At 72.2% G+C, this 24,847-nt stretch carries 22 protein-coding genes and 1 riboswitch; of the genes, 11 read left to right on the top strand and 11 right to left on the bottom strand.

Going from position 1 to position 24,847, the window contains the following annotated elements:
- The 4 genes from CITRI_RS0114810 to CITRI_RS0114825 form a co-directional block, all read left to right on the top strand.
- A partial coding sequence (locus CITRI_RS0114810) for a bifunctional proline dehydrogenase/L-glutamate gamma-semialdehyde dehydrogenase (protein WP_010145707.1) occupies positions 1-3,641 on the top strand: 3,641 nt, incomplete at its 5' end.
- A 207-nt stretch (positions 3,642-3,848) separates the two neighbouring features.
- A complete protein-coding gene (locus CITRI_RS0114815) occupies positions 3,849-4,406 on the top strand; it encodes a thioesterase family protein (RefSeq protein ID WP_029139381.1) in 558 nt (185 codons plus the stop codon).
- Between the two features lie 148 nt (positions 4,407-4,554).
- The gene (locus tag CITRI_RS18080; RefSeq protein WP_010145709.1) at positions 4,555-6,573 is read left to right on the top strand and encodes an FMN-binding glutamate synthase family protein; all 2,019 of its coding nucleotides are present in this window, start codon (positions 4,555-4,557) and stop codon (positions 6,571-6,573) included.
- A gap of 48 nt (positions 6,574-6,621) precedes the next feature.
- Positions 6,622-7,134 (top strand): DUF3237 domain-containing protein, encoded by a 513-nt coding sequence (locus tag CITRI_RS0114825; RefSeq protein ID WP_010145710.1) that lies wholly within the window; start codon positions 6,622-6,624, stop codon positions 7,132-7,134.
- Between the two features lie 3 nt (positions 7,135-7,137).
- On the opposite strand, the gene CITRI_RS0114830 is transcribed toward CITRI_RS0114825, so the two are convergent.
- Complete coding sequence (locus CITRI_RS0114830) at positions 7,138-8,163, bottom strand: Lrp/AsnC family transcriptional regulator (RefSeq protein WP_010145711.1); 1,026 nt, start codon at positions 8,161-8,163, stop codon at positions 7,138-7,140.
- 152 nt (positions 8,164-8,315) lie between these two features.
- On the opposite strand from CITRI_RS0114830, the gene CITRI_RS0114835 reads away from it, so the two are divergent.
- From CITRI_RS0114835 to CITRI_RS0114855, 5 genes are all read left to right on the top strand, one after another.
- Complete coding sequence (locus tag CITRI_RS0114835; protein WP_010145712.1) at positions 8,316-9,092, top strand: DUF5058 family protein; 777 nt, start codon at positions 8,316-8,318, stop codon at positions 9,090-9,092.
- A 55-nt stretch (positions 9,093-9,147) separates the two neighbouring features.
- Complete coding sequence (locus tag CITRI_RS0114840) at positions 9,148-9,882, top strand: hypothetical protein (protein ID WP_010145713.1); 735 nt, start codon at positions 9,148-9,150, stop codon at positions 9,880-9,882.
- 190 nt (positions 9,883-10,072) lie between these two features.
- A complete protein-coding gene (locus CITRI_RS0114845) occupies positions 10,073-11,248 on the top strand; it encodes an amidohydrolase (RefSeq protein WP_050813716.1) in 1,176 nt (391 codons plus the stop codon).
- 41 nt (positions 11,249-11,289) lie between these two features.
- The gene (locus CITRI_RS0114850) at positions 11,290-12,603 is read left to right on the top strand and encodes an MFS transporter (RefSeq protein WP_010145715.1); all 1,314 of its coding nucleotides are present in this window, start codon (positions 11,290-11,292) and stop codon (positions 12,601-12,603) included.
- Positions 12,604-12,613: 10 nt separating this feature from the next.
- Entirely contained in the window at positions 12,614-13,165 is a 552-nt protein-coding gene (locus tag CITRI_RS0114855) for a hypothetical protein (protein ID WP_010145716.1), read from the top strand.
- Here CITRI_RS0114855 and CITRI_RS0114860 read toward each other — a convergent pair.
- Positions 13,160-14,377 carry an MFS transporter gene (locus CITRI_RS0114860; RefSeq protein ID WP_040386616.1) on the bottom strand — a complete coding sequence of 406 codons (1,218 nt, stop codon included), beginning with the start codon at positions 14,375-14,377 and terminating at the stop codon, positions 13,160-13,162. The two genes, CITRI_RS0114855 and CITRI_RS0114860, sit on opposite strands and share 6 nt — an antisense overlap.
- A 104-nt stretch (positions 14,378-14,481) precedes the next feature.
- Here CITRI_RS0114860 and CITRI_RS0114865 point away from each other — a divergent pair, with 104 nt between their 5' ends.
- On the top strand, positions 14,482-15,798 hold the full coding sequence (locus CITRI_RS0114865) for an MFS transporter (RefSeq protein WP_040386618.1): 1,317 nt from the start codon (positions 14,482-14,484) through the stop codon (positions 15,796-15,798).
- A 22-nt stretch (positions 15,799-15,820) separates the two neighbouring features.
- Here CITRI_RS0114865 and CITRI_RS0114870 read toward each other — a convergent pair whose 3' ends face one another.
- From CITRI_RS0114870 to hisD, 9 genes are all read right to left on the bottom strand, one after another.
- Positions 15,821-16,105 carry a hypothetical protein gene (locus tag CITRI_RS0114870; protein ID WP_141566143.1) on the bottom strand — a complete coding sequence of 95 codons (285 nt, stop codon included), beginning with the start codon at positions 16,103-16,105 and terminating at the stop codon, positions 15,821-15,823.
- A gap of 74 nt (positions 16,106-16,179) precedes the next feature.
- The gene (locus tag CITRI_RS0114875) at positions 16,180-17,451 is read right to left on the bottom strand and encodes a hypothetical protein (protein WP_010145720.1); all 1,272 of its coding nucleotides are present in this window, start codon (positions 17,449-17,451) and stop codon (positions 16,180-16,182) included.
- Between the two features lie 273 nt (positions 17,452-17,724).
- The gene (locus tag CITRI_RS0114880) at positions 17,725-18,732 is read right to left on the bottom strand and encodes an aldo/keto reductase family protein (RefSeq protein WP_010145721.1); all 1,008 of its coding nucleotides are present in this window, start codon (positions 18,730-18,732) and stop codon (positions 17,725-17,727) included.
- Between the two features lie 78 nt (positions 18,733-18,810).
- The gene (locus CITRI_RS0114885; protein ID WP_010145723.1) at positions 18,811-19,014 is read right to left on the bottom strand and encodes a cold-shock protein; all 204 of its coding nucleotides are present in this window, start codon (positions 19,012-19,014) and stop codon (positions 18,811-18,813) included.
- Positions 19,015-19,229: 215 nt separating this feature from the next.
- Complete coding sequence (locus tag CITRI_RS18605) at positions 19,230-19,856, bottom strand: class F sortase (protein ID WP_010145724.1); 627 nt, start codon at positions 19,854-19,856, stop codon at positions 19,230-19,232.
- A complete protein-coding gene (locus CITRI_RS0114895) occupies positions 19,853-20,671 on the bottom strand; it encodes a hypothetical protein (RefSeq protein ID WP_010145725.1) in 819 nt (272 codons plus the stop codon). The genes CITRI_RS18605 and CITRI_RS0114895 overlap by 4 nt, the downstream gene beginning before the upstream one ends.
- 176 nt (positions 20,672-20,847) lie before the next feature.
- Complete coding sequence (locus tag CITRI_RS0114900) at positions 20,848-21,240, bottom strand: RNA-binding S4 domain-containing protein (RefSeq protein WP_010145726.1); 393 nt, start codon at positions 21,238-21,240, stop codon at positions 20,848-20,850.
- Between the two features lie 25 nt (positions 21,241-21,265).
- Positions 21,266-21,811: a flavin reductase family protein gene (locus CITRI_RS0114905; RefSeq protein ID WP_010145727.1), complete on the bottom strand. Its 546-nt coding sequence runs from the start codon at positions 21,809-21,811 to the stop codon at positions 21,266-21,268.
- A 69-nt stretch (positions 21,812-21,880) separates the two neighbouring features.
- Positions 21,881-22,000, bottom strand: a riboswitch (SAM riboswitch).
- Positions 22,001-22,138: 138 nt separating this feature from the next.
- On the bottom strand, positions 22,139-23,446 hold the full coding sequence (gene hisD / locus CITRI_RS0114910) for a histidinol dehydrogenase (protein WP_010145728.1): 1,308 nt from the start codon (positions 23,444-23,446) through the stop codon (positions 22,139-22,141).
- 117 nt (positions 23,447-23,563) lie between these two features.
- Between hisD and CITRI_RS18085 the strand changes: the two genes are divergently transcribed.
- On the top strand, positions 23,564-24,847 hold a 1,284-nt coding region (locus CITRI_RS18085; protein WP_010145729.1), incomplete at its 3' end, for a mechanosensitive ion channel family protein.

The raw sequence follows: 24,847 nt of genomic DNA on the forward strand, positions 1-24,847 counted from the left end.
CCCGTCAGCTGGCCGGCGTGCTGAAGGACCCGGACGGACTGGACTTCACGGTCGGGTTCGTGGACCGCGTGGTGCGGCCGGAGGACCCGGCCATCGCCGCCGAGGCGCTGCGGGACCTCGCCCCGCGCACCCCCGGCTTCCTGCCCTGGCCCATGCGGGCGGCGATGGGCGCCGGGGGCCGGGTGGCCCCGGCGGTGCCACAGCTGGCCGTCCCCGCGGCCCGGAAGGTGCTGCGCGAACTCGTCTCCCACCTGATCGTGGACGCCACCGAGGACCGTCTCGGCCCGGCCATCCGGAAGCTGAGGACTCCCGGCACCCGGCTGAACATCAACCTGCTCGGTGAGGCCATCCTCGGACGGGGCGAGGCCTCCAGGCGCATGGCCGGGATCCGCACGCTCATCGAGCGCGACGACGTCGACTACGTCTCCGTCAAGGTCTCCGCCGCCACCGCCCCGCACAACCCCTGGGCGTTCGAGGAGGCCGTCGCCGAGGTCACCGAGTCCCTGCTGCCGCTCTACGAACTGGCCGCCTCCCAGGCCGGCACGCCCGCCGGGTCCACGTTCATCAACCTGGACATGGAGGAGTACCACGACCTCGACATGACGCTGGCCGTGTTCATGGGCCTGATGGATACCCCGCAGCTGCGCACCCTGGAGGCCGGGATCGTGCTGCAGGCCTACCTGCCCGACGCCCTGGACGCCATGATCCGGCTGCAGGAGTGGTCCGCCCGGCGCGTGGCCGAGGGGGGCGCCCCCATCAAGGTCCGCGTGGTCAAGGGCGCCAACCTGCCGATGGAGCACGTCCAGGCCTCGCTCACCGGCTGGCCCGCGGCGACCTGCGCGTCCAAGCAGGACACCGACACCAACTACAAGCGCGTGCTCAACTACGCGCTGACCGAGGACCATACGCGCCACGTGCGGATCGGGGTGGCCGGGCACAACCTCTTCGACATCGCCCTGGCCTGGCTGCTGGTGCAGGAGCGCGGGCTCAGCACCGAGCAGGTGGGAGACCGCCGCCCGGACGTCGAGTTCGAGATGCTGCTGGGCATGGCCACCGGTCAGGCCGAGGCGGTGAAGAAGGACGTCGGCTCGCTGCTGCTCTACACCCCCGTGGTCCACCCGCACGAGTTCGACGTCGCGATCGCCTACCTCGTCCGCCGCCTCGAGGAGGGCGCCAGCCAGGAGAACTTCATGTCCGCCGTCTTCGAGCTCGACTCCGACCCGGAGCTCTTCGCCCGCGAGGAGGCGCGGTTCCTCGCGTCCGTGGCGGGCCTGGACACCGCCATCCCGACGCCGAACCGCACCCAGGACCGCTCGGCGGCGGATCCCGAGGCGGCCCGGGGAACGGTCCCCCGGCCGGTGGACGGCTTCGCCAATGCCCCGGACACCGACCCCTCGCTGGCGGCGAACCGGGACTGGGCGCGGCGCATCATCAGGGCCATCCCGGGCTCGCGGCTCGGGGTCGCGGAGGTGGCCGGCGCCCGGGTGCGCAGCGCCGGTGAGGTGCGGTCCGCCGTCGGGAGGGCCGTGGACGCCGGGCAGGCGTGGCGCACCCTGACCGGGGCCCAGCGCGAGAGCGTGCTGAACGCCGTGGCCGACGCGCTCGAGGCGCGGCGCGCCGAACTGCTCGAGGTGGCCGCCGCCGAGACCGGCAAGACCCTGGACCAGGGCGATCCCGAGGTCTCCGAGGCCGTGGACTTCGCCCGCTACTACGGCCGGTTGGCCCGTGGGCTGGACGCGGTGGAGGGCGCCCGGTACGTGTCCCCGAGGCTCGTGCTGGTCATCCCGCCGTGGAACTTCCCCGTGGCGATCCCCACCGGCGGTGTGCTCGCCGGACTGGCGGCCGGGGCACCCGTGGTGTTCAAGCCCGCCTCGCAGTCGGCGCGGACGGGGGCGGTGGCCCATGCCGCCATCGTCGAGGGGCTGCGCGCCGGGCTGGCCGGCCTCGGTGCGGGCCCGGGGCGCGAGGTCTGGAACGAGCAGGAGGCGGCCGCCGTCGCCGCCGACCTGGTCACCCTGGTGACGATCGAGGCCGAGGACGAGGCCGTCGTGGGAAAGGAGCTCATCACCCACCCGGACGTGGAACGCGTCATCCTCACCGGCAGTCACGACACCGCCCGGCTGTTCCGGTCCTTCCGGCCCGACCTGCCCCTGCTGGCGGAGACCTCCGGGAAGAACGCGATCATCGTGACGCCCTCGGCCGACCTCGACCTGGCCGCGAGGGACGTGGTCCACTCCGCGTTCGGGCACGCGGGGCAGAAGTGCTCGGCGTCCTCCCTGGTGATCCTGGTCGGCTCCGTGGCCACGTCGAAGCGGTTCCATCGTCAGGTGCTGGATGCCGCCTCATCCCTGACCGTCGGCTACCCGGAGGACCCGCGCTCGCAGATGGGACCGGTGATCGAGGCGCCCGGGGAGAAGCTCGAGCGCGGGCTGACCCGGCTGGGCCCGGGGGAGCGGTGGGCGCTGCAGCCGCGGCCGCTGGACGCCAGCGGGCGGCTGTGGAGTCCCGGCATCCGCTCGGGCGTGCAGCCCGGGGCCGACGCGCACCTGACCGAGTACTTCGGGCCCGTGCTGGGCGTGATGACCGCGGAGTCCCTGGAGGACGCCGTGGAGCTGGTCAACGCCGTGGACTACGGCCTCACGAGCGGCCTGCACTCCCTGGACGACGAGGAGATCGGGTACTGGCTCGAGCACGTCCACGCCGGCAACCTCTACGTCAACCGGGGCATCACCGGGGCGATCGTGCGCCGCCAGCCCTTCGGTGGCTGGAAGCGTTCCTCCGTGGGCGCCGGGACGAAGGCCGGCGGCCCGCACTACCTGCACGGACTCGGCGGCTGGGAGGACGCGCCGGGCGACGGGGCCGGCGCCCCGGTGCAGGACGACGCGGCGGTCGCGACGGACGACGCGGCGGTGGTGACGGACGCGGCGGCCCGCGCCGACGACAGCCCGGCCCGCCGGCTCGTGGACGAGGTGGCCGAGGACCTCGACGACACCGAGTTGGCCTGGCTGGTCCGGGCGGTGGGCCTGGACGCGGTGGTATGGCAGGAGCGGTTCGGCGTGGCCCGGGACGTCTCCGGCCTGACGGCGGAGCGCAACGTGCTGCGGTACCTGCCGGTGCCCGTCCTGGTCCGCTGGGAGTCCGGGCCGTTGGCGCACCTGCTGCGCGTGCTCGCCGCCGGATTGCGCGCGGGCGGGCCGCTGACCCTGAGCACCCCCGAGCCGCTGGCCGCCGAGGTGCTGGACTTCCTGGTCGAGTCCGGTGCCCCCGTGGACGTCCAGGTGGAGACGGTCTCCGCCTTCCACGCCCGCGCCCGGCAGCTGGCCCAGTTGCCACCCTCGGCCGAGGGCAGCGGCGATCCCCGGGTGCGGATGGTCCTGGACTGGGGAACAGGTCCCGCCAGCGGTGACGCGGAGGCCGCCGGTGCCGCCGAGATCGGCGGGGAGGTTGCGGCGGAACAGTCCCGGGCCGCCGTCCTCGCCCTGCACGAGGCGGTGGACGGCTCGCCGGACCTGGCCGTCTACGCCGGGCCGGTGGTGTCCGCCGGGGACGTGGAGCTGCTGCCGTTCCTGCACGAGCAGGCGATCTCCATCACCGCCCACCGCTTCGGCACCCCGGACCACCTCACCGACCACCTGCTCTGACACCGCCGCGGGCCCGCCCGCCGAACCGCCCGCTGGTCCTGCCGCTGGATCCGGCAGGCTCCGGGCGGCTTCAGGCGTTCGTCATGCCCTGCTGGACATCTCCTCCCGGCTACCGGGATGAGCCGTCCAGCAGGGCATGATTCGACGTGGCAGGACCTGACCGACATGACCCTACCGATGGGTAACATCTCGTGCGAGCATGGTCCCATGCACCTGCTCCTGCGCACCCTGCTGCTGCTCATCACCTCCCGGCGCCGCTCCCGGCTGAGCATCTGGGACAACTCCTCCCTGCCGCTGAGGGCCCTGCCCACGGACATCGACATCGCGATGCACGTCAACAACGGCATGTACCTCTCCCTCATGGACCTGGGCCGGTTCGACCTGATGGTCCGCTCGGGCGCGTGGGACCTGTTCCGTCGGAAGGGGTGGACCCCGGTGGTGCAGGCCGAGCAGATCGCGTTCCGCGCCTCGATCACCCTGTGGCAGCGATACTCGCTCGAGACCCGCATCATCGGGCTGGACGACAAGTGCATCTGGCTCGAGCAGCGCTTCGTCGTGGACGGCCAGGTCTGCGCACGGGGTTACGTGGCCTCGCGCTTCGTCGGGACCGACGGGCCCGTGTCCAACGAGGAGATCATCGCCGCGGTCCGCGACGGGCTCGGGGAGGACGTCCCGACGGACCTGGTCCTGCCGGAGTGGTTGCACGAGTGGCGCGTCGACGTCGCGCTGCCCGGGTCCCGTCGTCCGGCCCCGCACCTCTGGTGAGCCTCCCGGCGCCGAGCGGCACCCGGCCCCGTGTCACCGACGCCCGCTCCGGGTGACGCCGGCACGTGCCCCCTGTGATGCGGGCGTCCCCCGTGACGCCGGCACCCGCCCCATGTGACGCAGCGCCCAGCGGTGGCACCATGGGGGGATGAACAACCGCCTGCTGATCATCGGTGGACTGGTGATCCTGCTCTTCGTCCTGGTGGTCGCCTACCTCGTCGGCCTCTGGGCCTGGATCGTCCTCGGCGTGATCGTGCTGCTGCTGCTCGTGCTGGCCGCGTGGGACATGACGCAGCGCCGGCACTCGATCCTGCGGAACTTCCCGGTAATCGGCCACGCCCGCTACCTGCTGGAGTCGATCCGCCCGGAGATCCAGCAGTACTTCATCGAGCGGAACGTGGACGGCAAGCCCTTCGACCGGGACGCCCGGTCCCTGGTCTACTCCCGGTCCAAGGGCCAGGACGACCACAAGGCCTTCGGCACCGAGCGGGACACCAACCGGATCGGCTACGAGTACCTGCTGCACTCCACGGCCCCCGTCCCGACCCCCCAGCCCCTGCCCACGGTCCGCATCGGCGGTCCGGACTGCCTCCAGCCCTACGACGTCTCCCTGCTGAACATCTCCTCGATGTCCTTCGGCTCGCTGTCCAAGAACGCGGTGCTGGCCATGAACAAGGGCGCCGGCATGGGCGGGTTCATCCACGAGACCGGTGAGGGCGGGCTGACCAAGTTCCACCGCGGCAACGGGGCGGACCTGTTCTGGGAGATCGGCTCGGGTTACTTCGGCTGCCGGACCGACGACGGTCACTTCAACCCGGAGCGGTTCGCCGAGAAGGCACGGTTGCCCGAGGTCAAGGGCATCACCATCAAGCTCTCCCAGGGCGCCAAGCCCGGGCTGGGCGGCGTCCTGCCGGCGGCCAAGGTCACGGAGGAGATCGCCGAGGCCCGCGAGGTGCCGGTCGGCGTGGACTGCATCTCCCCGGCCTCGCACTCCGCCTTCCACACCCCGCGGGAGATGGTGCGGTTCATCGGGCGGCTCCGCGAGCTCTCCGGCGGCAAGCCGATCGGGATCAAGTTCTGCGTCGGCTCCCGCACGGACGTGCTGGCGATGTGCAAGGCGATGTGGGCCGAGCGGATCGCCCCGGACTACATCATCATCGACGGCTCGGAGGGCGGCACCGGCGCGGCCGCGCTGGAGTACCAGGACAACGTGGGCACCCCGCTGACCGAGGGACTGATGCTGGTGCACAACGCCCTGGTGGGCACCGGCCTGCGGCACATGATCAAGATCGGGGCGGCCGGGAAGATCATCTCCGGCTCGGACATCGTCAAGCGGCTGATCCAGGGCGCGGATTTCACCATGAGCGCCCGGGCCATGATGATGGCCACCGGCTGCATCCAGGCCCAGAAGTGCCACACCAACCACTGCCCGGTAGGGGTGGCCACCCAGAACCCGCGGCTCGTGCGCGCCCTGGACGTGGAGGACAAGTCCCACCGCGTGCACAACTACCACAAGCTCACCGTGCGCGAGGCGGTGCAGATGATGGCCTCGATGGGGGTCTCGAATCCGTCCCAGCTCACCACGAGGATGCTGCGCCGGCGCGTGGACCACCTGACCACCCGGTCCTACGCCTCGATCTACCACTGGCTGCGGGAGGACGAACTGCTTACCGACCCGCCGCGCGGCTGGGCCGCCGATTGGGCCGAGGCGGACCCGGACCACTTCGGCGAGCACGCGCCCCTGCCCTCCGCGGCCGGACCGCAGTGGCGCGACGAGCTGACGGTGGAGACCTCCGCACTGCCCCTGCGGGACCTGCGGCTGGCGGCACTCGCGCGTCAGGCCGAGGACACCGGTGGGCCGGGCGCGGGGGAGGGGCCCGACGTCGGCGCGGCGCCCGGCGAGAAGGTCCCGGTGGGCGCCGGGATGGGGGCCGGTGGGGCCGCCGCGAAGGACCGCCCCGGTACCGGCCGCAGTGCCGCCGAGGGCGGGGGCCGGGGTGCGGACGAGGGCGTGCCGCAGCCGCGCACCGGCGGCCTCGCCCCGGTGCGCGATGCCAGCCCGGCCACCGAGGGCACACAGCAGGACCGCGGTACCCGGCGCGCCCAGACGGGGTCCACGCCCGTGGTCAGTGACGCACCGCGGCCGGAGGGCCTCCCCGGTGACTGACCCCGAGGTGCCTGGCCCTGTGCCGCGGGCGGCCCTACGCTGGCGTCCATGACCCAGATCCCCGCCCGGTCCGCCGCGTCCACCTCGTCCGGGGCGGCCACCCCCACGCCTCCGGTCCTCGAGTTCCTGGCCAGCCTCGCCGTCGAGGTCGCCGCCCCCGTGGAGGTGGGCCGGACGCGCACCGGCCTGCGGCGCGTGATCCCGATCTCGGGCGGCACCGTGACGGGACCGGAGCTGAACGGGCGGATCCTGCCGGCGGGGGCGGACTTCCAGCTCATCACCTCGGACACCAGCTCGGACCTGGACGCCCGCTACGTGATCGAGACCGACGACGGCGACCGCCTGTTCGTCATGAACGCCGCCTACCGCACGGGCTCGGCCGAGGACATCGCGGCCCTGGTCCGTGGTGAGGAGGTCCCCGCGGAGCGGATCTACTTCCGGTGCTGCCCACGCTTCGAGGTGACCGGTGAGCGCTGGGCCTGGCTGGAGTCCACCGTCGTGATCGGCTCGGGCCGGCGCGAACCGGACCGGGTGCTCATCGACCTGTGGCGGGTGCGCTGAGGCTCAGTCCCAGGCGGAACCGGGCTGGACGAACTCCCCGGTGCGGGCGCCGTCCGGATCCAGGCGCCAACCCACGCGCTTGGGGATGTTCGCGATGATCACGCTCTCGCGGATCTCCAGGCCCGGCAACCGCCGCGAGGCGGCCTGCTCGACCGTCATGATGTCCGCCGCGGAGCGCAGCCACATCATGAAGGTGAAGTTCGTCCGCCCCGTGGTGGACGCGCACAGCCGCAGCGCCCCGAGGGAGGACAGGGCCGCCGCGGCGGCGTCGTGCTCCGCGGCCGGCAACCGTGCGAACCACTGGCAGACCACGGGGTAGCCCGCCGCCCGGTGGGAGACGTCGCAGCGGAAGGACAACGTGTGGCTGTCCAGGACCTTCTGCAGCCGGCGCCGGGCGGTGGCCGGATGCAGCCCCGTCTCCTCGGCGATCTGGGCCGCCGTCGTGCGCGCGTTGTGCCCCAGGGCCCGCACGATCGGTCCGAAGGACGGCGGCGGGGTGACGTAGCGGGCGAAGGACTCCGGGCGCGGGCCGGCGGCCGCGCGCAGGGCGGCCTGCTGGTCGGGGGAGAGGGCGTCGAGTTGCCAGTTGCCGCCACTGCCGTGCAAGCGGGTGCAGAACGCGGTCTCGTACCGGGCCAGGCCGGGCACTCGGTCCAGTTGCGGGTAGACCGATGCGGTGAGGAGCGCCTGGCTGGGCGTGATGACGGTCAGCATCAGGTCTCGGTCCCGGTGGCACTCCTCGATGGTGAACACGTCGGGCATGCCCGCGATCGCCTCGGTCACCTCCCGCCGGCGGCCGGGCGCGCACTGCACGTCGTGGAAGGACAGGGCCATCTGGTCCGGGTGTCCCACCGGGTGCGCCGTCATCCACGCCAGGCCGCTGTCCTCCAGGTGCCGCCACCGGGCGGCCAGCGAGGTGGGGTGCACGTCCAGGACCTCGCTGAGCACCGCCCAGGGCAGCCGCGGACCGAGCTGGAGGGCGTGGACGAGTTGGAGGTCTTCCTCCGTGAGCTGGGCTTCGGTGTTCATCGTCTCACTAAGAGTAGGCCTCGGTGCAGATTCCGAGGGATTTCCGCCTGGGTGATGTACGCCACACCACAATGGTAGCCACACCGTGCACCACATCCTGCCGGCCCGGACCCTCGTCCCGGGACCGCGGCGGGCCCGACCGGGAGGTTCCCATGATCCCCACCACCGCACTGGCCACGGCCTCGACGGCAGCGGCCGCCGAGCCGAGTCCCGTCCTGGCGCTGGCCAACACCCCGGTCCTGTGGATCTGCGCCCTGGGCGTGTTCCTGGTGGTCGCGGTCCAGTCCGTCATCTACATGAAGGCCGCCCGCAAGGCGGCGCCGGCGGTGGGCATGACGCCGCAGGAACTGCGAACCTCCTTCCGCACCGGGGCGATCGCCGCGGTCGGTCCCTCCCTGGCGGTCGTCCTGGTCGCCATCGCCCTGCTCGCCCTGTTCGGCACGCCGGCCACCCTGGTGCGGATCGGCCTGATCGGATCGGTGTCCTTCGAGACCGCGGCGGCGAGCATCGCGGCCGGCACCACCGGTGCGGAACTGGGCGGGCCCACCTACACCCCGCAGGTCTTCGCCATCGTGTTCTTCGCCATGAGCATGGGCGGGGCCATGTGGATGCTGGCCACCCTCATCCTCACGCCCCTGCTCCAGCGCGGCGGGCACAAGCTGGAGAAGGTCAACCCCGCCCTGATGACCGTGGTCCCGGCCGCGGCACTGCTCGGGGCGTTCATCTCCCTCGGCCTGGCGGAGGTCCCCAAGAGCCCGGTGCACGTGATCACGCTGCTCACCTCGGCGGCCGTGATGGGCCTCTGCCTGGTCCTGGCCCGGGTCCCCGGACTGCGCTGGCTGCGCGAATGGGGCCTGGGCATCGCCATCCTCGTCGGGCTGACGGCGGCCTACCTGGCCCACTCGGCCGGGCTCGGCCCGGTCGGCTGACCCACCGCTTCCCCCTCCGGCATCCTCCCGCTGACGCACATCCCAGGAGACTTCCATGACCGCCACCCTCACAGGCCCGCAGACCGCCGCCGGCATGGGCGAGTTCGAGCGCACCACGTCCCGATGGGGCCGGCTGACCATGATCGCCGGGCTCGTGTTCTCCCTCGCCGGCCCGCTCTACCTCGTCTTCTTCGCCGACCTCGGCGTGACCGCCACCCAGCTGTTCACCGCCTTCGCCGCCGTGGCCGGCACCTTCTTCGTCATCTGGCTGGTCGAACCGCTGACCTACTTCCCGATCCTCGGTTCGGCGTCCATGTACCAGGCGTTCATGATCGGCAACATCTCCAACAAGCTGCTGCCCGCCGCCCTGATCGCCCAGTCCAGCATCGGCGCCAAGCCGGGAACCCCGCGCGGCAGCCTGGCGGCGGTGATGGCCATCTGCGGCGCCGCCGCCGTCCACCTGGTCTCGCTGTTCGTCTTCGTCGGGCTGCTGGGCACGTGGCTCATCAGCGTGATCCCGCCGGACGTCACCGAGGTGGTCCGCATCTACGTGCTGCCCTCGGTCATGGGTGCCGTGATCATCCAGGCGATCGTGAGCCTCAAGCAGGTCCGGGCCACCATCGTGGCCTTCGTGGTCGCCGTCCTGGTGCTGTTCGTGCTCGTGCCGCTCGTGCCGTCCCTGGCGATGGTGGCCACCGCGATCGTGGTGCTGACCACCTTGGTGATCGGGTGGTTCGTCCGCAAGCGCGAGGCGGGCGCGGGCCAGGACGCCACGCCCGAGGTGCCCTGACGGCGTGCGCGCCCCGTAGCATCCGAGGTGTCCGTGCAGGGCACCGGCCGAACATCCCACAGACCCCGTGAGAGGAACAGCGATGACCACCCCAGACCAGCAGCTCCAGACCCTCGGCTCGGCCGCCGGCCCCACCGCAGGACCGGGTTCGGCGCTGGCCGCCGGACTCGACGAGGGCCTGCGCGCCCGGATGCTGGAGTTCTACCGGCACCTGCACGCGAACCCCGAACTGTCCATGCAGGAGCACCGCACCGCGGAGTTCATCGAGGCCCACCTGGACACCCTCGGCATCGAGCACTTCCGCTGCGGCGGCACCGGCGTGGTGGGCGTGCTGCGCAACGGCGAGGGACCCGTCGTCGGCTTCCGCGCGGACACGGACGGCCTGCCGATCGAGGAGGACTCCGACGTCGAGTACCGCTCCACCGCCCGCGGCACCCTGGCGGACGGCACCGAGGTGCCCGTGATGCACGGCTGCGGCCACGATACCCACGTGACCGCGCTGATCACCGCGGCGGAGGTGCTGGTCGCGGACCGTGGCAGCTGGTCCGGCACCGTGGTGCTGATCTTCCAGCCCGGGGAGGAGACGGCCGCCGGCGCGGAGGCCATGGTGAAGGACGGGATCTGGGACAGGGCGCCCCGTCCCGAGGTCGTCTACGGCCAGCACGTGATGCCCGGACTGGCCGGGACCGTGGCGATCGTCCCCGGTACCGCGATGGCCTACGCCGACTCGCTCAAGGTCACGCTCTACGGTGAGCAGTCGCACGGCTCCCAGCCGCAGGACTCCATCGACCCCATCGTGCAGGGGGCGCACATCGTCACCCGGCTGCAGACCATCGTGGCCCGGGAGCTCGACCCGCGCCGCGCCGCCGTCGTGACCGTGGGCACCTTCCACGCCGGCCTGAAGGAGAACATCATCCCGGCCACCGCGGAGTTCACCCTGAACATCCGCACCATGGACGACGACGTCCGCGAGCACGTGCTGGCCGCCGTCCGGCGCATCATCACCGCCGAGGCGGCCGCCTCCGGGGCCCCCGAGCCGCAGATCGAGGAGCTCTACCGTTTTCCCCGGAACTTCAACGACCCGGCCGAGACCGAGGCCGTGACCGAGGTGCTACGCGGGGCCCTCGGGGCGGACCGCGTTCGGGCGTCCAAGCCGATGATGGGCTCGGAGGACTTCGGGACCCTGCCGGGGGCACTCGGCGTTCCGAGCGTGTTCTGGTTCTACGGCGGCTTCGACCAGGAGACGGTGGACTCCGGCACCATGCCCGTCAACCACTCCCCGCGGTTCGTGCCCGTGCCCGAGCCGACCCTGTGGACGGCGGCGACGGCGGCCCTCGCCGCGATCCGGAGCAGGCTCGGTTCGTAGTCCGCGGGGAGCCCGCTGACGAGGACTATCCTCATCGGGTGATGACCCGACCCGATCCCGCGCAGCCCGCCGACCCCGACCGCCGCACCCGGGCCTCGGGCGCGCTGCTGTTCGTGCTGCTGTGCGCGATGGGCGTCGGACCGCTGTTCAACTACGGCGTCTCCGTGTCCTCGGCCCTGATCATCGACCAGCTGGGCATCTCGGCCGGCCAGCTCGGCCTGGTGGTTTCGGTGGTGTTCGCCTCGGCGGCCATCTCCAGCATCTACCTGGGCCGGCTGGCCGACCGGATGAGCGCCCGGGCGCAGCTCGTGCTGATCTTCGCGGGCACCGCCGTGGCCCTGGTGGTCGGTGCGTTCGCCGCGCACTACTGGGTGCTGCTGTTCGCGGCGGTGCTCGCCGGACCGGCCCAGGCCATCTCCAACCCCACCACCAACCGCATCATCATCCGCGCCGTGCCCCCGGTGAGGCGGGCCGGCTGGATCGGCGTCAAGCAGTCCGGCGTGCAGGCCTCCCAGCTGTTCTCCGGTCTGTTCTTCCCGGCCGTCTCCCTGTGGCTGGGCTGGACCGGTGCCGCGCTCGGTGCCGCGCTGGTGGCCCTGGGGCTGCTGGCCTACGGGCTCGCGGTGGTGCCCACCCCGCGCGAGCTGGCGGCCCGGGCCGCGCGGGAGGCGGGGTCCGGGCCCGGACCGGAGACCACGACGCCGCCCGCCCCCGGCCGTGCCCGGGCCGAGGACCCGGACGGGTCGTCGGCGGACCGGTTGCCGGCCACGGTGTGGATCTTCGCCTCGATCGCGCTGCTGTCCGGTTTCGGCATGCAGGCGACCAACGTCTACCTGCCGTTGTTCTCCATGGAGGCGGTGGGCTTCTCCCTCGTCCTGGGCGGCGTGGCGACGGCGGTGTCCGGCGTGATCGGCGTGGTCTCGCGCATCTGGTGGGGCCGGCGGATGTCGGCCGGCGTCAAGGCCTCGACGCTGCTGCTGATGATCTCGGCCGGCGCCCTGTCCGGGGTCGCCGCGTTCCTGGCCGCCGGGCTGTGGCACCTGCCGGCCCTGATCTGGGCGGGTGCGGCCCTGCACGGGGTCACGGTGCTCGGGGCGAACGTGGTCATCAACGCGGGCCTGATGCAGGTGGTGGCCCCGGAGCGGATCGGCGCCGCCTCCGGCATCAACTCGATGGGCATGTACTCCGGCTTCGCCCTGGGCCCGCTGGTGATGGGCGCCCTGCGGGACCTCACCGGGGACTTCTCGATCGGCTGGCTGGTCATCGCGGTGATGTACGTGGGCTGCTTCGGCATGGCCCTGTTCCTGCGCGCGCACGGCCGCCGTCAGCCGCGGCCGGCGGTGACACGGGCCTAGACTCGGGGCCATGGACACCCCCGGCGCCAGCCCGCACCGTCCCCCTCGTCCCGCCGCGGCCGAGGTCCCTGCACCCCTCGGCGGTCCCCTCTGGGCGCGCACGGCGCTGTTGGTGGTGCCCTCGGTGTGGCTGGGGCTGATCGCCGGGATCTCCCTGATCGAGGCGCCGCTGAAGTTCACGGCCCCGGGGATCACCATCCCGCTGGGCCTGGGCATCGGACGCCGGGTCTTCCTGGCGATGAACATCGTCGAGATCGTGCTGGCCGTGCTGCTGCTCATGGCGCTGTGGAGGTGCCTGGGCCGGCCCGGCCGGCAGCGGCTCTGGACCCTGGGCTGGGCGGCCACAGCGGTGCTGGTGGTCAAGGTCGCCGTGATCCGCCCGTTCCTCAACGTGCGGACCGACGCCGTGCTGGCCGGGGAGTTCGAGGGCGGGTCCCTCACCCACTACCTCTACGTGGGGGCGGAGGTGCTGCTCATCCTCGCCCTGGGCGCGCTCGTGCTGACCGCCGCACGCGCCGTCGTCGGGCCGGGGACCCACCCGGGCGCCGCACCGCGATCATGACCCGCCGGTCCGCCGCCGGGCCTCGGGCCGGCGACCGTGGACCAGCCAGTACACGCCGATGGTGAGGGCCATCAGGCAGGCCAGCGCGAGGTACATGCCGGAATACCCCGTGACCGGCAGCAGGGCCCCCAGGATCACCGGGCCGAGGCCGATGCCGAGGTCGAGCATGATGAAGTAGGTCGAGGTGGCCACCCCGACCTGCAGGGGCGGCACGACGGTGACGGCGATCGCCTGCAGGCTCGTGAGCAGGGCACCGAAGCCGACGGCCGCCAGCGCCGCCGCCGCGAAGATCCCCGCGGGCACGGGCCAGGCGGCGAGCACCGCGAGGGCGATCATGAAGGACACCAGCAGCGGGACGACGGCGGCGTTGTCTCCGAAGCGGTCGTGGACCGGCCCGACGACGAAGCGGGTCGCCACCAGGACGGTGCCGTAGATCAGGAAGAAGGAGCTGGCCACGGTCGGGCTGATGCCCTCCTGCTGGGCGTAGCCGTTGAGGAAGGCCAGCACCCCCGAGAAGGCGGTCCCGGCCATCAGGATGACGATCGAGACGGGTAGGGCCTGCGGGGAGAGCATCCCGCGGACGGAGAAGCGCAGGCGCGATGCCGTGCCCTCCGGCCGGGGTGGCGCGGGCAGCCGGACCAGCAGTCCGGCCGCGAGGCCGAAGAGCGAGAAGGCGGTACAGGCCAGGAACAGGGAAGCGAACCCGAAGGCGTCCGTGAGCTGGAAGGCCAGCAACGGCCCGAAGGCGGAACCGGCCGTGGTGGACGTCCCGAACCAGCCGGTGCCCTCGCTGCGGCGGTGGGGCGGAATCAGGCCGATCACCGAGGCGGCCAGGACGGTGGCGGCCGCGCCGAACGCGATCCCGTGGACGAAGCGCACGGTGATCAGCAGCGCGAGCGTATTCGCCAGCAGGTACAGCGTCGAGGCGAGCAGGAAGGCGATCAGGGAGCCGATGAGCACCCTGCGCCGGCCGAGGGCGTCCATGGCCTGGCCGGTGAGCAGCCGGGAGAACACCGCGCCCAGGACGTAGGCGCCCACCGCGAGCCCGGACATCGCGTCCGAGGCCTGGAAGCGGTCCACGGCGTACAGGGCCATGGCCGTGACCAGGAGGTAGAACACCATGGCCAGGAACAGGTTGGTCAGTGAGGCGAGGATGAAGTCCCGGCTCCACAACCGGCTCGGTCCGGGGGGAACCGTACTGGCGGGGGGCATGGATCACTGGCCTTCCTGGGCGGGGGACGAATCGTGGACGACACGGTTCGTACGCATCCTAGTTCCCCCCGTCCGAGGTCGGAGCGCGGTCTACGCTGGTGGTCATGGCGAAACGCGGTTCCCTGACCTGGCTCTGGCTCATGGTCGTCGCCGCGATCCTGACGCAGACCGCGCTGAACCTGTTGCGTCCGGTCACCAGCTACAAGCTCCTGACCCTGGGCGCGGACGAGACCGCCGTGGGCCTGGCGACCGCCGCCTATGCGATCGTGCCGCTGGTGAGCGCCATGTGGCTGGGCCGGGTCACCGGCCGGTTGCCCTCCCTGCGGGGCATGATCGCGCTCGGCGCCCTCGTGATGGCCCTGGCCGGGGCCGCCCTGGCCTGGGGGAGCTCGGTGCTGATGATCATGGCGGCCTCGGCGCTGCTGGGCATGGGCCATCTCGTCTTCACGATCGCCGGGCAGGCCGCCATCGGCCGGCGGGCTCCCCGGGAGATGATGGACGCGGCCTTCGGCTGGTTCACGGCGGCGTTCTCCGTCGGCCAGATGGCCGGCCCCCTGCTGTCCGGACTCATCCTCGGCAACGTCCCGCTGGCACAGGCGGCCACCGGGGGCGGACTGGACGAGGAGATCTCCTGGGCACTGTGGCTCGGCGCCGGCATCTCCCTGCTCGCCGTGCCCGTCATGTTCTCCCTGCGCGCCCAGACCGCCCCGGACCCGACGCCGGCCGCGGACTCCCGGCCCGGCGGCGCCGGGGACGCGACCACCGGGCAGCCCACGGCGCAGAAGGCGACGGCGCCGCGCATCCTCCGGGTGCCCGGGGTGCCCTCCCACATGCTCGCCGCCCTGGCCCTGCTGGCCGTCATCGACATCCTGACGGCCTTCATGCCGCTCGTGGGGGAGGCGGCCGGGGTCTCACCGCTGTGGGTGGGCGTCCTGCTGGCCGTGCGCGGGGCCGGGTCCGTGCTGTCCAGGATCTTCCTGCCGTGGTTCACCGCCCGCTGGTCCCGGAACACGCTGGTGCTGGCCGCGCTGCTGGTCTCCGCGGTGACGATCGGACTGGTGCCCCTGGCCCTGGAGCCGTTGGGCGCGCTGTGGCTGGCGGCCGCGCTGATGGCGGTGGGCGGGTCCTTCCTCGGGCTGGGCCAGCCCCTGACGATGACCCTGATCGCGCAGGCGGTCCCGGCCGACTGGCGCGGCGCCGCGCTCGGCCTGCGCCTGGTCGGGAACCGCCTCGGGCAGGTGGTCCTGCCGGTCGTGGCCGGCGTCGTCGCCGCACCACTCGGCCCGGCCGGAGGCGTGTGGTTCGCCTGTGCGGTGCTCGGGCTCTCCGGGCTGGAACGGATCCTGGGCCGTCACACCGGCCCGAACACGCCGGGACCGGACACGCGTGGCCCGGGTGGCCCGGGGGCGAACGGGTCCTGAGGGGACTCAGCCCCGACGGGGGTCAGTCCTCGTTCTCGTCCTCCTCGCCGTCCCATTCGCCGTCCGCATCGGGATCGGACCCGGGTTCCTCGGGGCCGCCCTCCTGGTAGTCCGGGATGCCGTTGTAGTCCTCGTCGCCGTCCAGCAGGAAGGTGTCCCGGCGCAGGGGGTCGATCGCGTCCAGGGTGTCCGGGTCATCCGACGAGCCGAAGTCGACGGTGCCGTCGCGGCCGTCGGCCGGTTCCTCCAGATCGTTCTCCGGCTCCTCGATGAACTGCTGTTCGAGCTCGTCTTCGTAGCGGGCCAACACGGACCTCCTCGATCTCGGGCGGCCCGGAGAGTGGGCTGATCCGCCTCCATCGGCCGCATCGTGGTTCCAGTCTAGTGTCGGCGGCGCCCGCGCGGCAGGGCCATCAAGGCCAGACCGACAAGGGCGATCATCAGCGCGCCGACGCCACCGAACAGCCACCCGCTCGCACCGGTCCCGGCCGTCCGGTCCACGTGGACCGCGTTGGCCCCGGCATCCGGGCCCTCATCCGCTGTGGAGGGTGTGGCGTTCGGGGCGCCGGACTCCGTGCCACCGGCCCCGGTGCCACCGCCCCGGCCGTCGGCCTGACCGGTGCCGAGGCCGTCGAGCAGCCTCTCGGCATCCTCCAGGGCCCGCTGCGACCCCGCACCGAGTTCACCCGGGACCACTCCGGCCCACGGTGCTCCACTGCCCGCCTCGGGTTCGGGACGCGGGGGCAGGACGACGGCCGGGCCGCCGGTGGGACCCTCGGCGGGGCCTGCATCGGTGGCCGTCGCCTCGCCGTCCGTGCCTCCACCGGTCCGTTCCGGGCCGGGGCGGGTCCCGTCGGCGTCACCGGGCGTACCCACCCCGGAATCCGCGTCATCGCCCGCTCCGGGGGCCGGCGACGTGGCGCCCGGGGGCGTGCCGGTCTCATCATCGGATCCGTCACCCGGAGTGGTGGGGGCGGTGGTGGGGGCGTTGGTGGGGTCGGACGAGGAGGGACGGGACGTCGGTGTCGGGGTGGGCGAGTCCCCGGGCGCCGGTGCCTCGCTGGTGGGCTCGGGAGCCGGAACCGGGGTCGGCGTGGCGGACGTCGGTTCCGGGGTCGGATCAGCGGGACTGGGCGGCGGCGTGGGAGTGGGAGTGGGGGTCGGCGTCGGTGTCGGGCTGGCCGCGCCGGGTTGGACGAGCACGCCGATCTCGCAGTGGGCCTCACCGCCCCGCCCGTCGGAGGCGAGGACGGCGAAGTTGTCCTGGCCGGTCGCACCGGCCGGAGCCGGATAGGTGATGACGTGGCCGGAGACGGTGGGCTGCACCCCGAGCATGGAGACGTCGGCGCGGAGCGTGACCGGGTCCCCGTCCGGGTCCGAGACGCTGACCCGGATGGACTCGGTGGAGCCGTTCTGCGTCATCACCCCGCCGCACGTCAGTTGCGGGGCCTGGTTCGGGGTCGCTGCCGCGGTGGGGGAGGTGGAGGGCGAACCCTCGGGCGCGGCGGTCTCGGTACCGGTGGCGGCGGCCGGGGCGGTCAGCGCGGTGGCGGCCAGGAGGGTGCTGCACCCGACGGCGGCGACGCGGCTCAGCAGAGGACGCGCGGTGCGTGGGCGATGTGGGGTTGCCAGTCGGTGGGCAGTGGTGGTCATTCAGGTGCCCCCCGGCTCTGAAGTACATTGGCCCCGTGCTGTCCGCCCCGTCGAGCGTGACGGACAGCACCGGCGTACTCGTAATCATACCGTGATGTTGGCGCCGTGGCTATCACGGTCACATCACGGTGATCACGGCCGCCTCCCGGCGCTCCGACGTCGGGAGGCCGCCGGGGGCAGGATCACCGGCTCGGCCTGGCCGGGGCCGGCCAGGCCGATCACGGTCGGGCAGACCGATCGCGACCATGCGCTGCCGGTCGCACCGGGCGTCGGTCAGACGACGCGGCGTTCGGGGACCGAGACCTTGGCCGGGTCGTCCGTGACCACGTGACCGATGGCGGCGTCCACGGCCGCGAGGGTGGACTCGTCCAGGGTGATCCCGGAGGCCAGGACGTTCTCCACGATCTGCTCGGGGCGGGACGCCCCGACGATGGCGCCGGCGACGTTCGGGTTGGACAGCACCCAGGCGATGGCCAACTGGCCCATGGTGCAGTCCAGGTCCTGGGCGATCGGCTTCAGCTTCTGGACGGCGGTCAGGACGTCATCGGTCAGCCAGGCGGCCATGGTCTGCTGACCGCCGCCCTTCTCGTCGGTGGCCCGTGAACCGGCCGGGGGCTGCTGGCCGGGCAGGTACTTGCCGGTCAGGGTGCCGCCGGCCATCGGGGACCAGACGATCTGGGACATCCCCAGGTCCTCACACGCGGGGACGACCTCGGGCTCGATCACGCGCCACAGCATGGAGTACTGGGGCTGGTTGGAGATCAGCTGGATGCCCAGCGACTTCGCCATGGCGTGGGCCTCGCGGATCTTGTCCGCCGGCCACTCGGAGACGCCGATGTACAGGGCCTTGCCGGACCGCACGACGTCCGCGAACGCCTGCATGGTCTCCTCCAGGGGGGTCTCCACGTCGTAGCGGTGCGCCTGGTAGAGGTCCACGTAGTCCATCTGCAGGCGCTGCAGCGAGCCGTTGATCGACTCGAGGATGTGCTTGCGGGACAGTCCGGTGTCATTGGGACCCTTGGGGCCGGTGGGCCAGTAGACCTTGGTGAAGACCTCGAGGGATTCCCGGCGTTCTCCCTTCAATGCCTCGCCCAGGACCGACTCGGCCTTGCCGTTCGCGTAGACGTCGGCCGTGTCGAAGCTGGTGATGCCCTGGTCGAGGGCGGCCCGGACGCAGGCGTGAGCCGTCTCGTTCTCCACCTGGGAGCCGTGCGTCAGCCAGTTGCCGTAGATGATCTCGGAGATCTTGAGTCCGCTGTTGCCGAGGTATCTGAATCTCATGGATTCACCCTAGTCGGCCTGGAACGGCAACGGCCGCCCTCCCGTGAGGGAGAGCGGCCGTCGCGGCGTCTGACTAGATCAGAGCGGGCGGACTGCAGCAGCCTGCATGCCCTTCGGGCCCTGCTGGGCCTCGAACTCGACCTTCTGGTCCTCCTGCAGCTCCTTGAAGCCGGAGCCCTCGATGGCGGAGAAGTGGACGAAGATGTCAGCGGAGTTGTCGTCCGGGGAGATGAAGCCGTAGCCCTTCTCAGCGTTGAACCACTTGACGGTACCGGTGGCCATGGATGCCTCTTTCTTTGGGGTGTTTACCCGCGGGGATTCCCGCGGGGGCGAAGCGGTGTGTGGCGAAACCGCTTCCCAACGCCCCGTCCAGCCCGAGAGCTGACCGGTCCGCAGTGATGACGGACTTACTGCTACTACACTTCGTCGCCCATATTACGTGAGAGTGGTCGAAACAACAGCCCCACGGGGTCGAATCCTCGGCGTTGGCCAAGAATTCACCCGGAGCGTGAGGCATAGACCACCCGGTTCTCCAGGTACTGGTCTCGACTGGTGTCGAAGACCCCCGTGCACGTGATCAGCCGGATCTCGTCACCGGCCACCGCTCCGTAGACGTCCAGCGTGGGGAAGTCGTCGACCGGATGGTCCGCCACCCGGTTCACCCGGTACACGCGGACGTTCCCGGCGGCGTCGGTCACCTCCACCTCCTGCCCGGGCACCAGCTCCAGCAGCCGCTCGAAGATCGCGGGACCGGCCGGTGTGTCCACGTGGGCGACGAAGACCGTCGGGTGGCCTCCCTCCGGATCCTCATCCGGCGAGTACCACCCGACGTCTTCACCGCTGTCCGGGACCTCCAGGGTCCCGTCCTCCTGGATCTGCACCCCGATGGGTTCGCGCTGCAGGTCGATGGACGGGATCTCCAGTCCGGTGGGTACGACCGTGGCGGGAAGGGTGTCAGCAGGCCCGTTCCACGCCGACTCCACGTTGCCCAGGAACGCCGACGTATCCATCGAACATCCCGCCAGGGACACCGCCAGCGCGGTCCCGGCCAGCACGGTGCTGAGGCGCCGGGGCCGCACGGGGGACCGGCGGGTGTTCACGGTGGATACGTCCCGGGGGTTCATGCCGCGCTTCGCCTCCGGCGGACCAGCGTGTAGGCGCCCAGGCTGACGGCGGCGGCGAGGGCGCCCGCAGCGGCGATCGGCAGGACCATGTTCTGGCCAGCGACCTCGCCCTGGCCGGCGTCAACGCCCCCGACCGGCAGCTGCGTGTCGTCCCCGGCCGGGGCGCCGGGGCCGGTGCCGGCCTGGTCCGGCGCGGTGGCCGCGCACTCAGGGTCCGTCAGTGTGCCGTCACCAGCACCGTCACCAGCACCAGCACCGGCGGCCGCTGCCGCGGTCTCGGCCAGGCCGTCCGCGCCCTCCGTGTCGGCCGTGCCCTCCGTGCCGGCCGTGCCGGCCTCGGTGGCCTCACCGGGACCAAGGTCCGTGGGTGCCGCGTCGCCGGTCCCGGCATCCTGCTGGTCCCCCGCGGCACCGTCGGTGCAGAGGCCGTCCTGCTCCGCGGGGCCCGCGGCGGGGGTCCCCTCGGCCGGTTCCTCGTCGGTGGGGCCCGCCTCGGCGTCGACGGGTGGTTCATCACCCGTCTCCGGGGCGGGGGCCTCGCCGGTCCCGGAGGTGAGCGCCTCACCGGTCTCGGCGGGTGCCTCGCTGGTTCCGGTTGCTGGTTCGGGTGCGGTCTCGACAGTGGCCTCGGCGCCACCGACGCCGGCCGCACCGTCCACGTCTGCCACCACGATGGTGCTGGCGGGCCCTTCCGCGAGATCCAGGTCCGTGTCGGCGTGTGCGGCGGGTGCCAGCATGACGGTCGTGACCAGCCCCAGGGCTGCGATCCCGGTCGTGGCCGGTGTGCTTCGGTGTAGCCGGTTCTTGGTGTGCATCTGAAGATCCTTCGTCCGCTGGAACCAGTCCGGAGATGGACTGGTACCACCCCAAGCTATGAGAGGGCTGTGAACGGGGCACTAGTAGGCGCTACCTGACGTGCACTACCGATGACCCCGTGGTCGGGCGACGCCCTACTCGGTTTTTGAGCCTCTTTCGATCCCTCTTCGATCCCTCAGGGCTGAGGATCCCGGCCGCGGAGCCGGTCCATCTGACGGCGGTCCCGCTTGGTGGGGCGCCCGGCGCCGCGATCGCGCCGCGGAACGGCCAGCAGCTCCCGGGGAACAGGTGGCGGCGAGTGGTCGACGTAGTGGCGCACCGCCTCGGCGGCCCCGACCCGCTTGGCCAGCAGGCCGGTGACCTCCAGGACCCTCTCCCGTCCCGGCTGGCGCAACCGGATGGTGTCACCGGGCTTGACGGGCTGGGCCGCCTTGGCCGGTTGGCCGTTGAGGCGCACGTGGCCGGCCCGGCAGGCCGCCGTCGCCGCCGAGCGGGTCCTGTACATGCGGATGCCCCACAGCCAGGCGTCCAGGCGGACCTGGCTCGGTGGCTGCGGGGCGTTCGGCATGGGGACCAGGATACGGGTGGGGCGGTTACTGGTTGCCCTCGGCGGTGCGCAGGTTGCGGAAGGCCGAACGGTGGAAGACCAGCGGCTCGTGCTCGGAGGAGTGGTCGTGGACGCCGTGGACCTCGAGCAGGACCACGTGGTGGTCACCGGCCGGGACCTCCGCGTAGACGGAGGTCTCCAGCCACAGCGCGGCATTGTCCAGGAACAGGGCGCCACGGTCCGAGGCGCGCACGCCCAGGCCCTCGAAACGGTCCCCGTCCTTGGAGGCCAGCTGGCGGCAGACGTCGGTGTGGCCCTCGGCGAGGATCGAGATCCCGATGCGCTCGGCCCGCTTCAGCCGCGGCCAGGTCCGGGAGGTGTTCTGCACGGCGAAGGAGACCAGTGCCGGTTCGAGGGAGACCCCCACCGTGAAGGACGAGGCCACGAGGCCCTCCTTCTGGTCATCGGCGAGGCCGCACAGGGCGGCGACGCCGGAGGGGAAGTGGGAGAAGGCCGAGCGCAGGGTCTGGGCGGACAGGTCGGTGTCCAGGGTGGCGGTGCGGCTCAGGTCGATGGTGGCCAGGGCGGTCATGTCAGTCCTCCGTTCGAGGGCGCATCCACAGCGTGACCTCGGGCGGTGCCCGTCCGGTACCTGCTTCAGACGCGGTACTTGCCCGCCGGCTTGCCCGGAAGGCCGAATCATCACCTGGAGCACCCCACTACTGCGTGAAGAGGGTTGCCGTCCCGCAAGCCAGGGCTGTAACAGCGGGAACTCGTGATTCTGGGTTCAGCGTAACGACGGCCGGGCCGACGGGTCAAAGCCCTCCCGTGGATGTGAACGCCTGTGACGGTGACCTCCGTCACGTGCCGCGGAGCCGGTTGCCGCCACCGCGGGACGGCAACCGGCGGTGACCGGCGGCTACCGGAAACGCCGGGCCACGGCCTCCCCGTGGGCGGGCAGCCCCTCGGCGCCGGCCAGTGCCGAGATGTTCGATGCCAACTCCTTCAACCCGGTCTCGGAGTACCGGATCAGCTGCTGCAACCGCAGGAAGCTGACCGTGTTCAGCCCCGAGGAGTACCGGGCGGACCCGCCGGTGGGCAGCACGTGGTTGGACCCGGAGGAGTAGTCACCCAGCGGCACGGGGGAGTATGGTCCCACGAACACGGCCCCGGCGTTGCGGATCCGGCGCGCGGTGGCCAGCGCGTCCACGGTGTGCACCTCCAGGTGCTCGGCGGCGTAGGCATCGGCCACCGCGATGGCCGTGGCCAGGGTGTCCACCACGAGGATCCCGGACTGCGGACCGGTCAGGGCCTGACGGACCTGCTCCTCGTGGAACGATCCCGGCACCTGCTCCTGGACCTGGGCCACCACGTCCCGGGCCAGCTCCGGGGACGTGGTGATGAGTACCGAACCGGCCATCGGGTCGTGCTCGGCCTGGCTGATCAGGTCGGCCGCGACCCACTCCGCGTCCGCCGTCGCATCGGCCAGCACGGCGATCTCGGTGGGGCCGGCCTCGGCGTCGATCCCGATGGTCCCGAGCAGCGCCCGCTTGGCCGCGGCCACGTAGATGTTGCCCGGCCCCGTGACCATGTCCACGGGGGCACACAGGCGCGTGCCGTCGTCGTCGTTCACCCCGTAGGCGAACATGGCCACGGCCTGGGCGCCGCCGGCGGCATAGACCTCGTCCACGCCGAGCAGGGCGCAGGCGGCCAGGATGACGGGGTGCGGCAGGCCGCCGAAGTCCTTCTGCGGCGGGGAGGCCACCGCCAGGGAGGGCACCCCGGCCGCCTGCGCCGGGACCACGTTCATCACCACGGAGGAGGGGTACACCGCGCGCCCGCCGGGCACGTACAGCCCCACCCGGCCCACCGGGACCCAGCGGTTCTCCACGATGGCGCCCTCCCCGAGGTCGACCTCGGACCCGGGCGGCAGTTGCGCGGCGTGCACGGTCCGGGCGCGGGCGATCGACTCCTCCAGGGCGGAGCGGACCTCGGGGTCCAGGGCCTCCAGCGCCTCGGCCAGCGCCGAGGCGGGCACCCGCAACGACGGCGGCCGGATCCCGTCGAAGCGCTCGCCGAGGTCCAGCACGGCCGAGGCACCGCCGGAGCGCACCTCGTCCAGGATCGGCAGCACCCGCGGCACGGCACCGGCCACGTCCAGCTCGGCCCGGGGCAGCACCGTGGCCGGGTCGACGTCGTGTCCGCGCAGGTCCGTGATGGAAAGCATGAGGGTCCTCTTCCGGTGCTGGAGTGGTCGGCCGTGATCTGAAGCGATCTCAGCGTCCATTCTCCACCCGTTCAGGTCCGGTGCAGGCGCCGGTGACAGACTGGGACTATGCCATTGATGTCCCTGTCCTCCGTGCTGCCCGCCCTGCCCGGGGCGGCCGTTCCCTCCGGGGCGACCCTCCGTGCACTGTCCGAACCGGTCCCGGACGGGACCTCGGCGCCGGAGGACATCACCACCACCGTCCCGGACACCATGGAGGAGGGGGCCCAGGGCGCCGTGGACTCCCTCGGCCCGTTCTGGGGGATCCTGTCCACCGTGCTGGTCGGGGTCGTCATCGCGCTCGCCGTCGTCACTGCGGCCTCCGTGCTGCTCAACGTGGTGCTGCGCGGCCGGCCGGCACTGCGGCGCCAGGTGGCCCGGTGCCGGGTCCCGGTGGCCGTGGCGCTGAGCCTGATGGCCGCCAGGATCGCCCTGGGCCTGACCGCCTCCGAGTACGACTGGTTCGAGGGGACGAACTTCCTGCTGCTGGCCGGGATCATCGGCTCACTGGCCTGGCTGGCCCTGCGGATCGTGCGGATCGTCGAGGAGCGGGTGCTCGTCAAGTACCAGAGCGCGGGCGAGGACGACCGGCGGGACCGAAAGATCCAGACCCAGACGGTGCTGATCCGGCGCATCCTCGAGGCGCTGATCATCGTCATCGCGGTGGCCGTGATCCTGCTGACCATCCCGCAGGTGCGGGCGGTGGGCGCCGGCCTGCTGGCCTCGGCCGGCCTGCTGTCCGTGGTGGCCGGCCTGGCGGTCCAGTCCACCCTGACCAATGTCTTCGCCGGCGTCCAGCTGGCCTTCACCGACGCCATCCGCGTGGGGGACGTGGTGACCGTGGAGGACGTCTACGGCACCATCGAGGACATCACCCTGTCCTACGTGGTGGTCAAGATCTGGGACGGTCGCCGGGTGATCTTCCCGTCCAGCCACTTCACCACCACCCCCTTCGAGAACTGGACGCGCGTGGGCTCGGCGCTGTCCGGGACCGTGGAGATGGAGGTCGACTGGCGGGTGCCCATGGAGGAGGCCCGCGACCGCCTCAGGGCCCTGCTGGAGTCCACCGAGCTGTGGGACGGCAAGGAGGGGTCCCTGCAGATCACCGACGCCCTCGGCGGCATGGTCAAGATCCGTGCCGTGGTCTCCGCCCGGAACTCCGGGGACCTGTGGGACCTGCGCTGCCTCGTGCGGGAGGACCTGGTCACCTTCCTGCGCAGCGAGCACCCGGAGGCCATCTACGCCCAGCGCCTGGCCGAGAGCGTCTCGGTGCTCTCCCCGGCCTACGCGGAGACCGGCGAGGCGGAGGCGGACCCGTACCGCCGGGCCGCCGGCGGATCCGCGGCGCGGCACGACGGCGCC

The sequence above is a fragment of the Citricoccus sp. CH26A genome (genome assembly GCF_000224415.1).
Taxonomy (GTDB): domain Bacteria; phylum Actinomycetota; class Actinomycetes; order Actinomycetales; family Micrococcaceae; genus Citricoccus.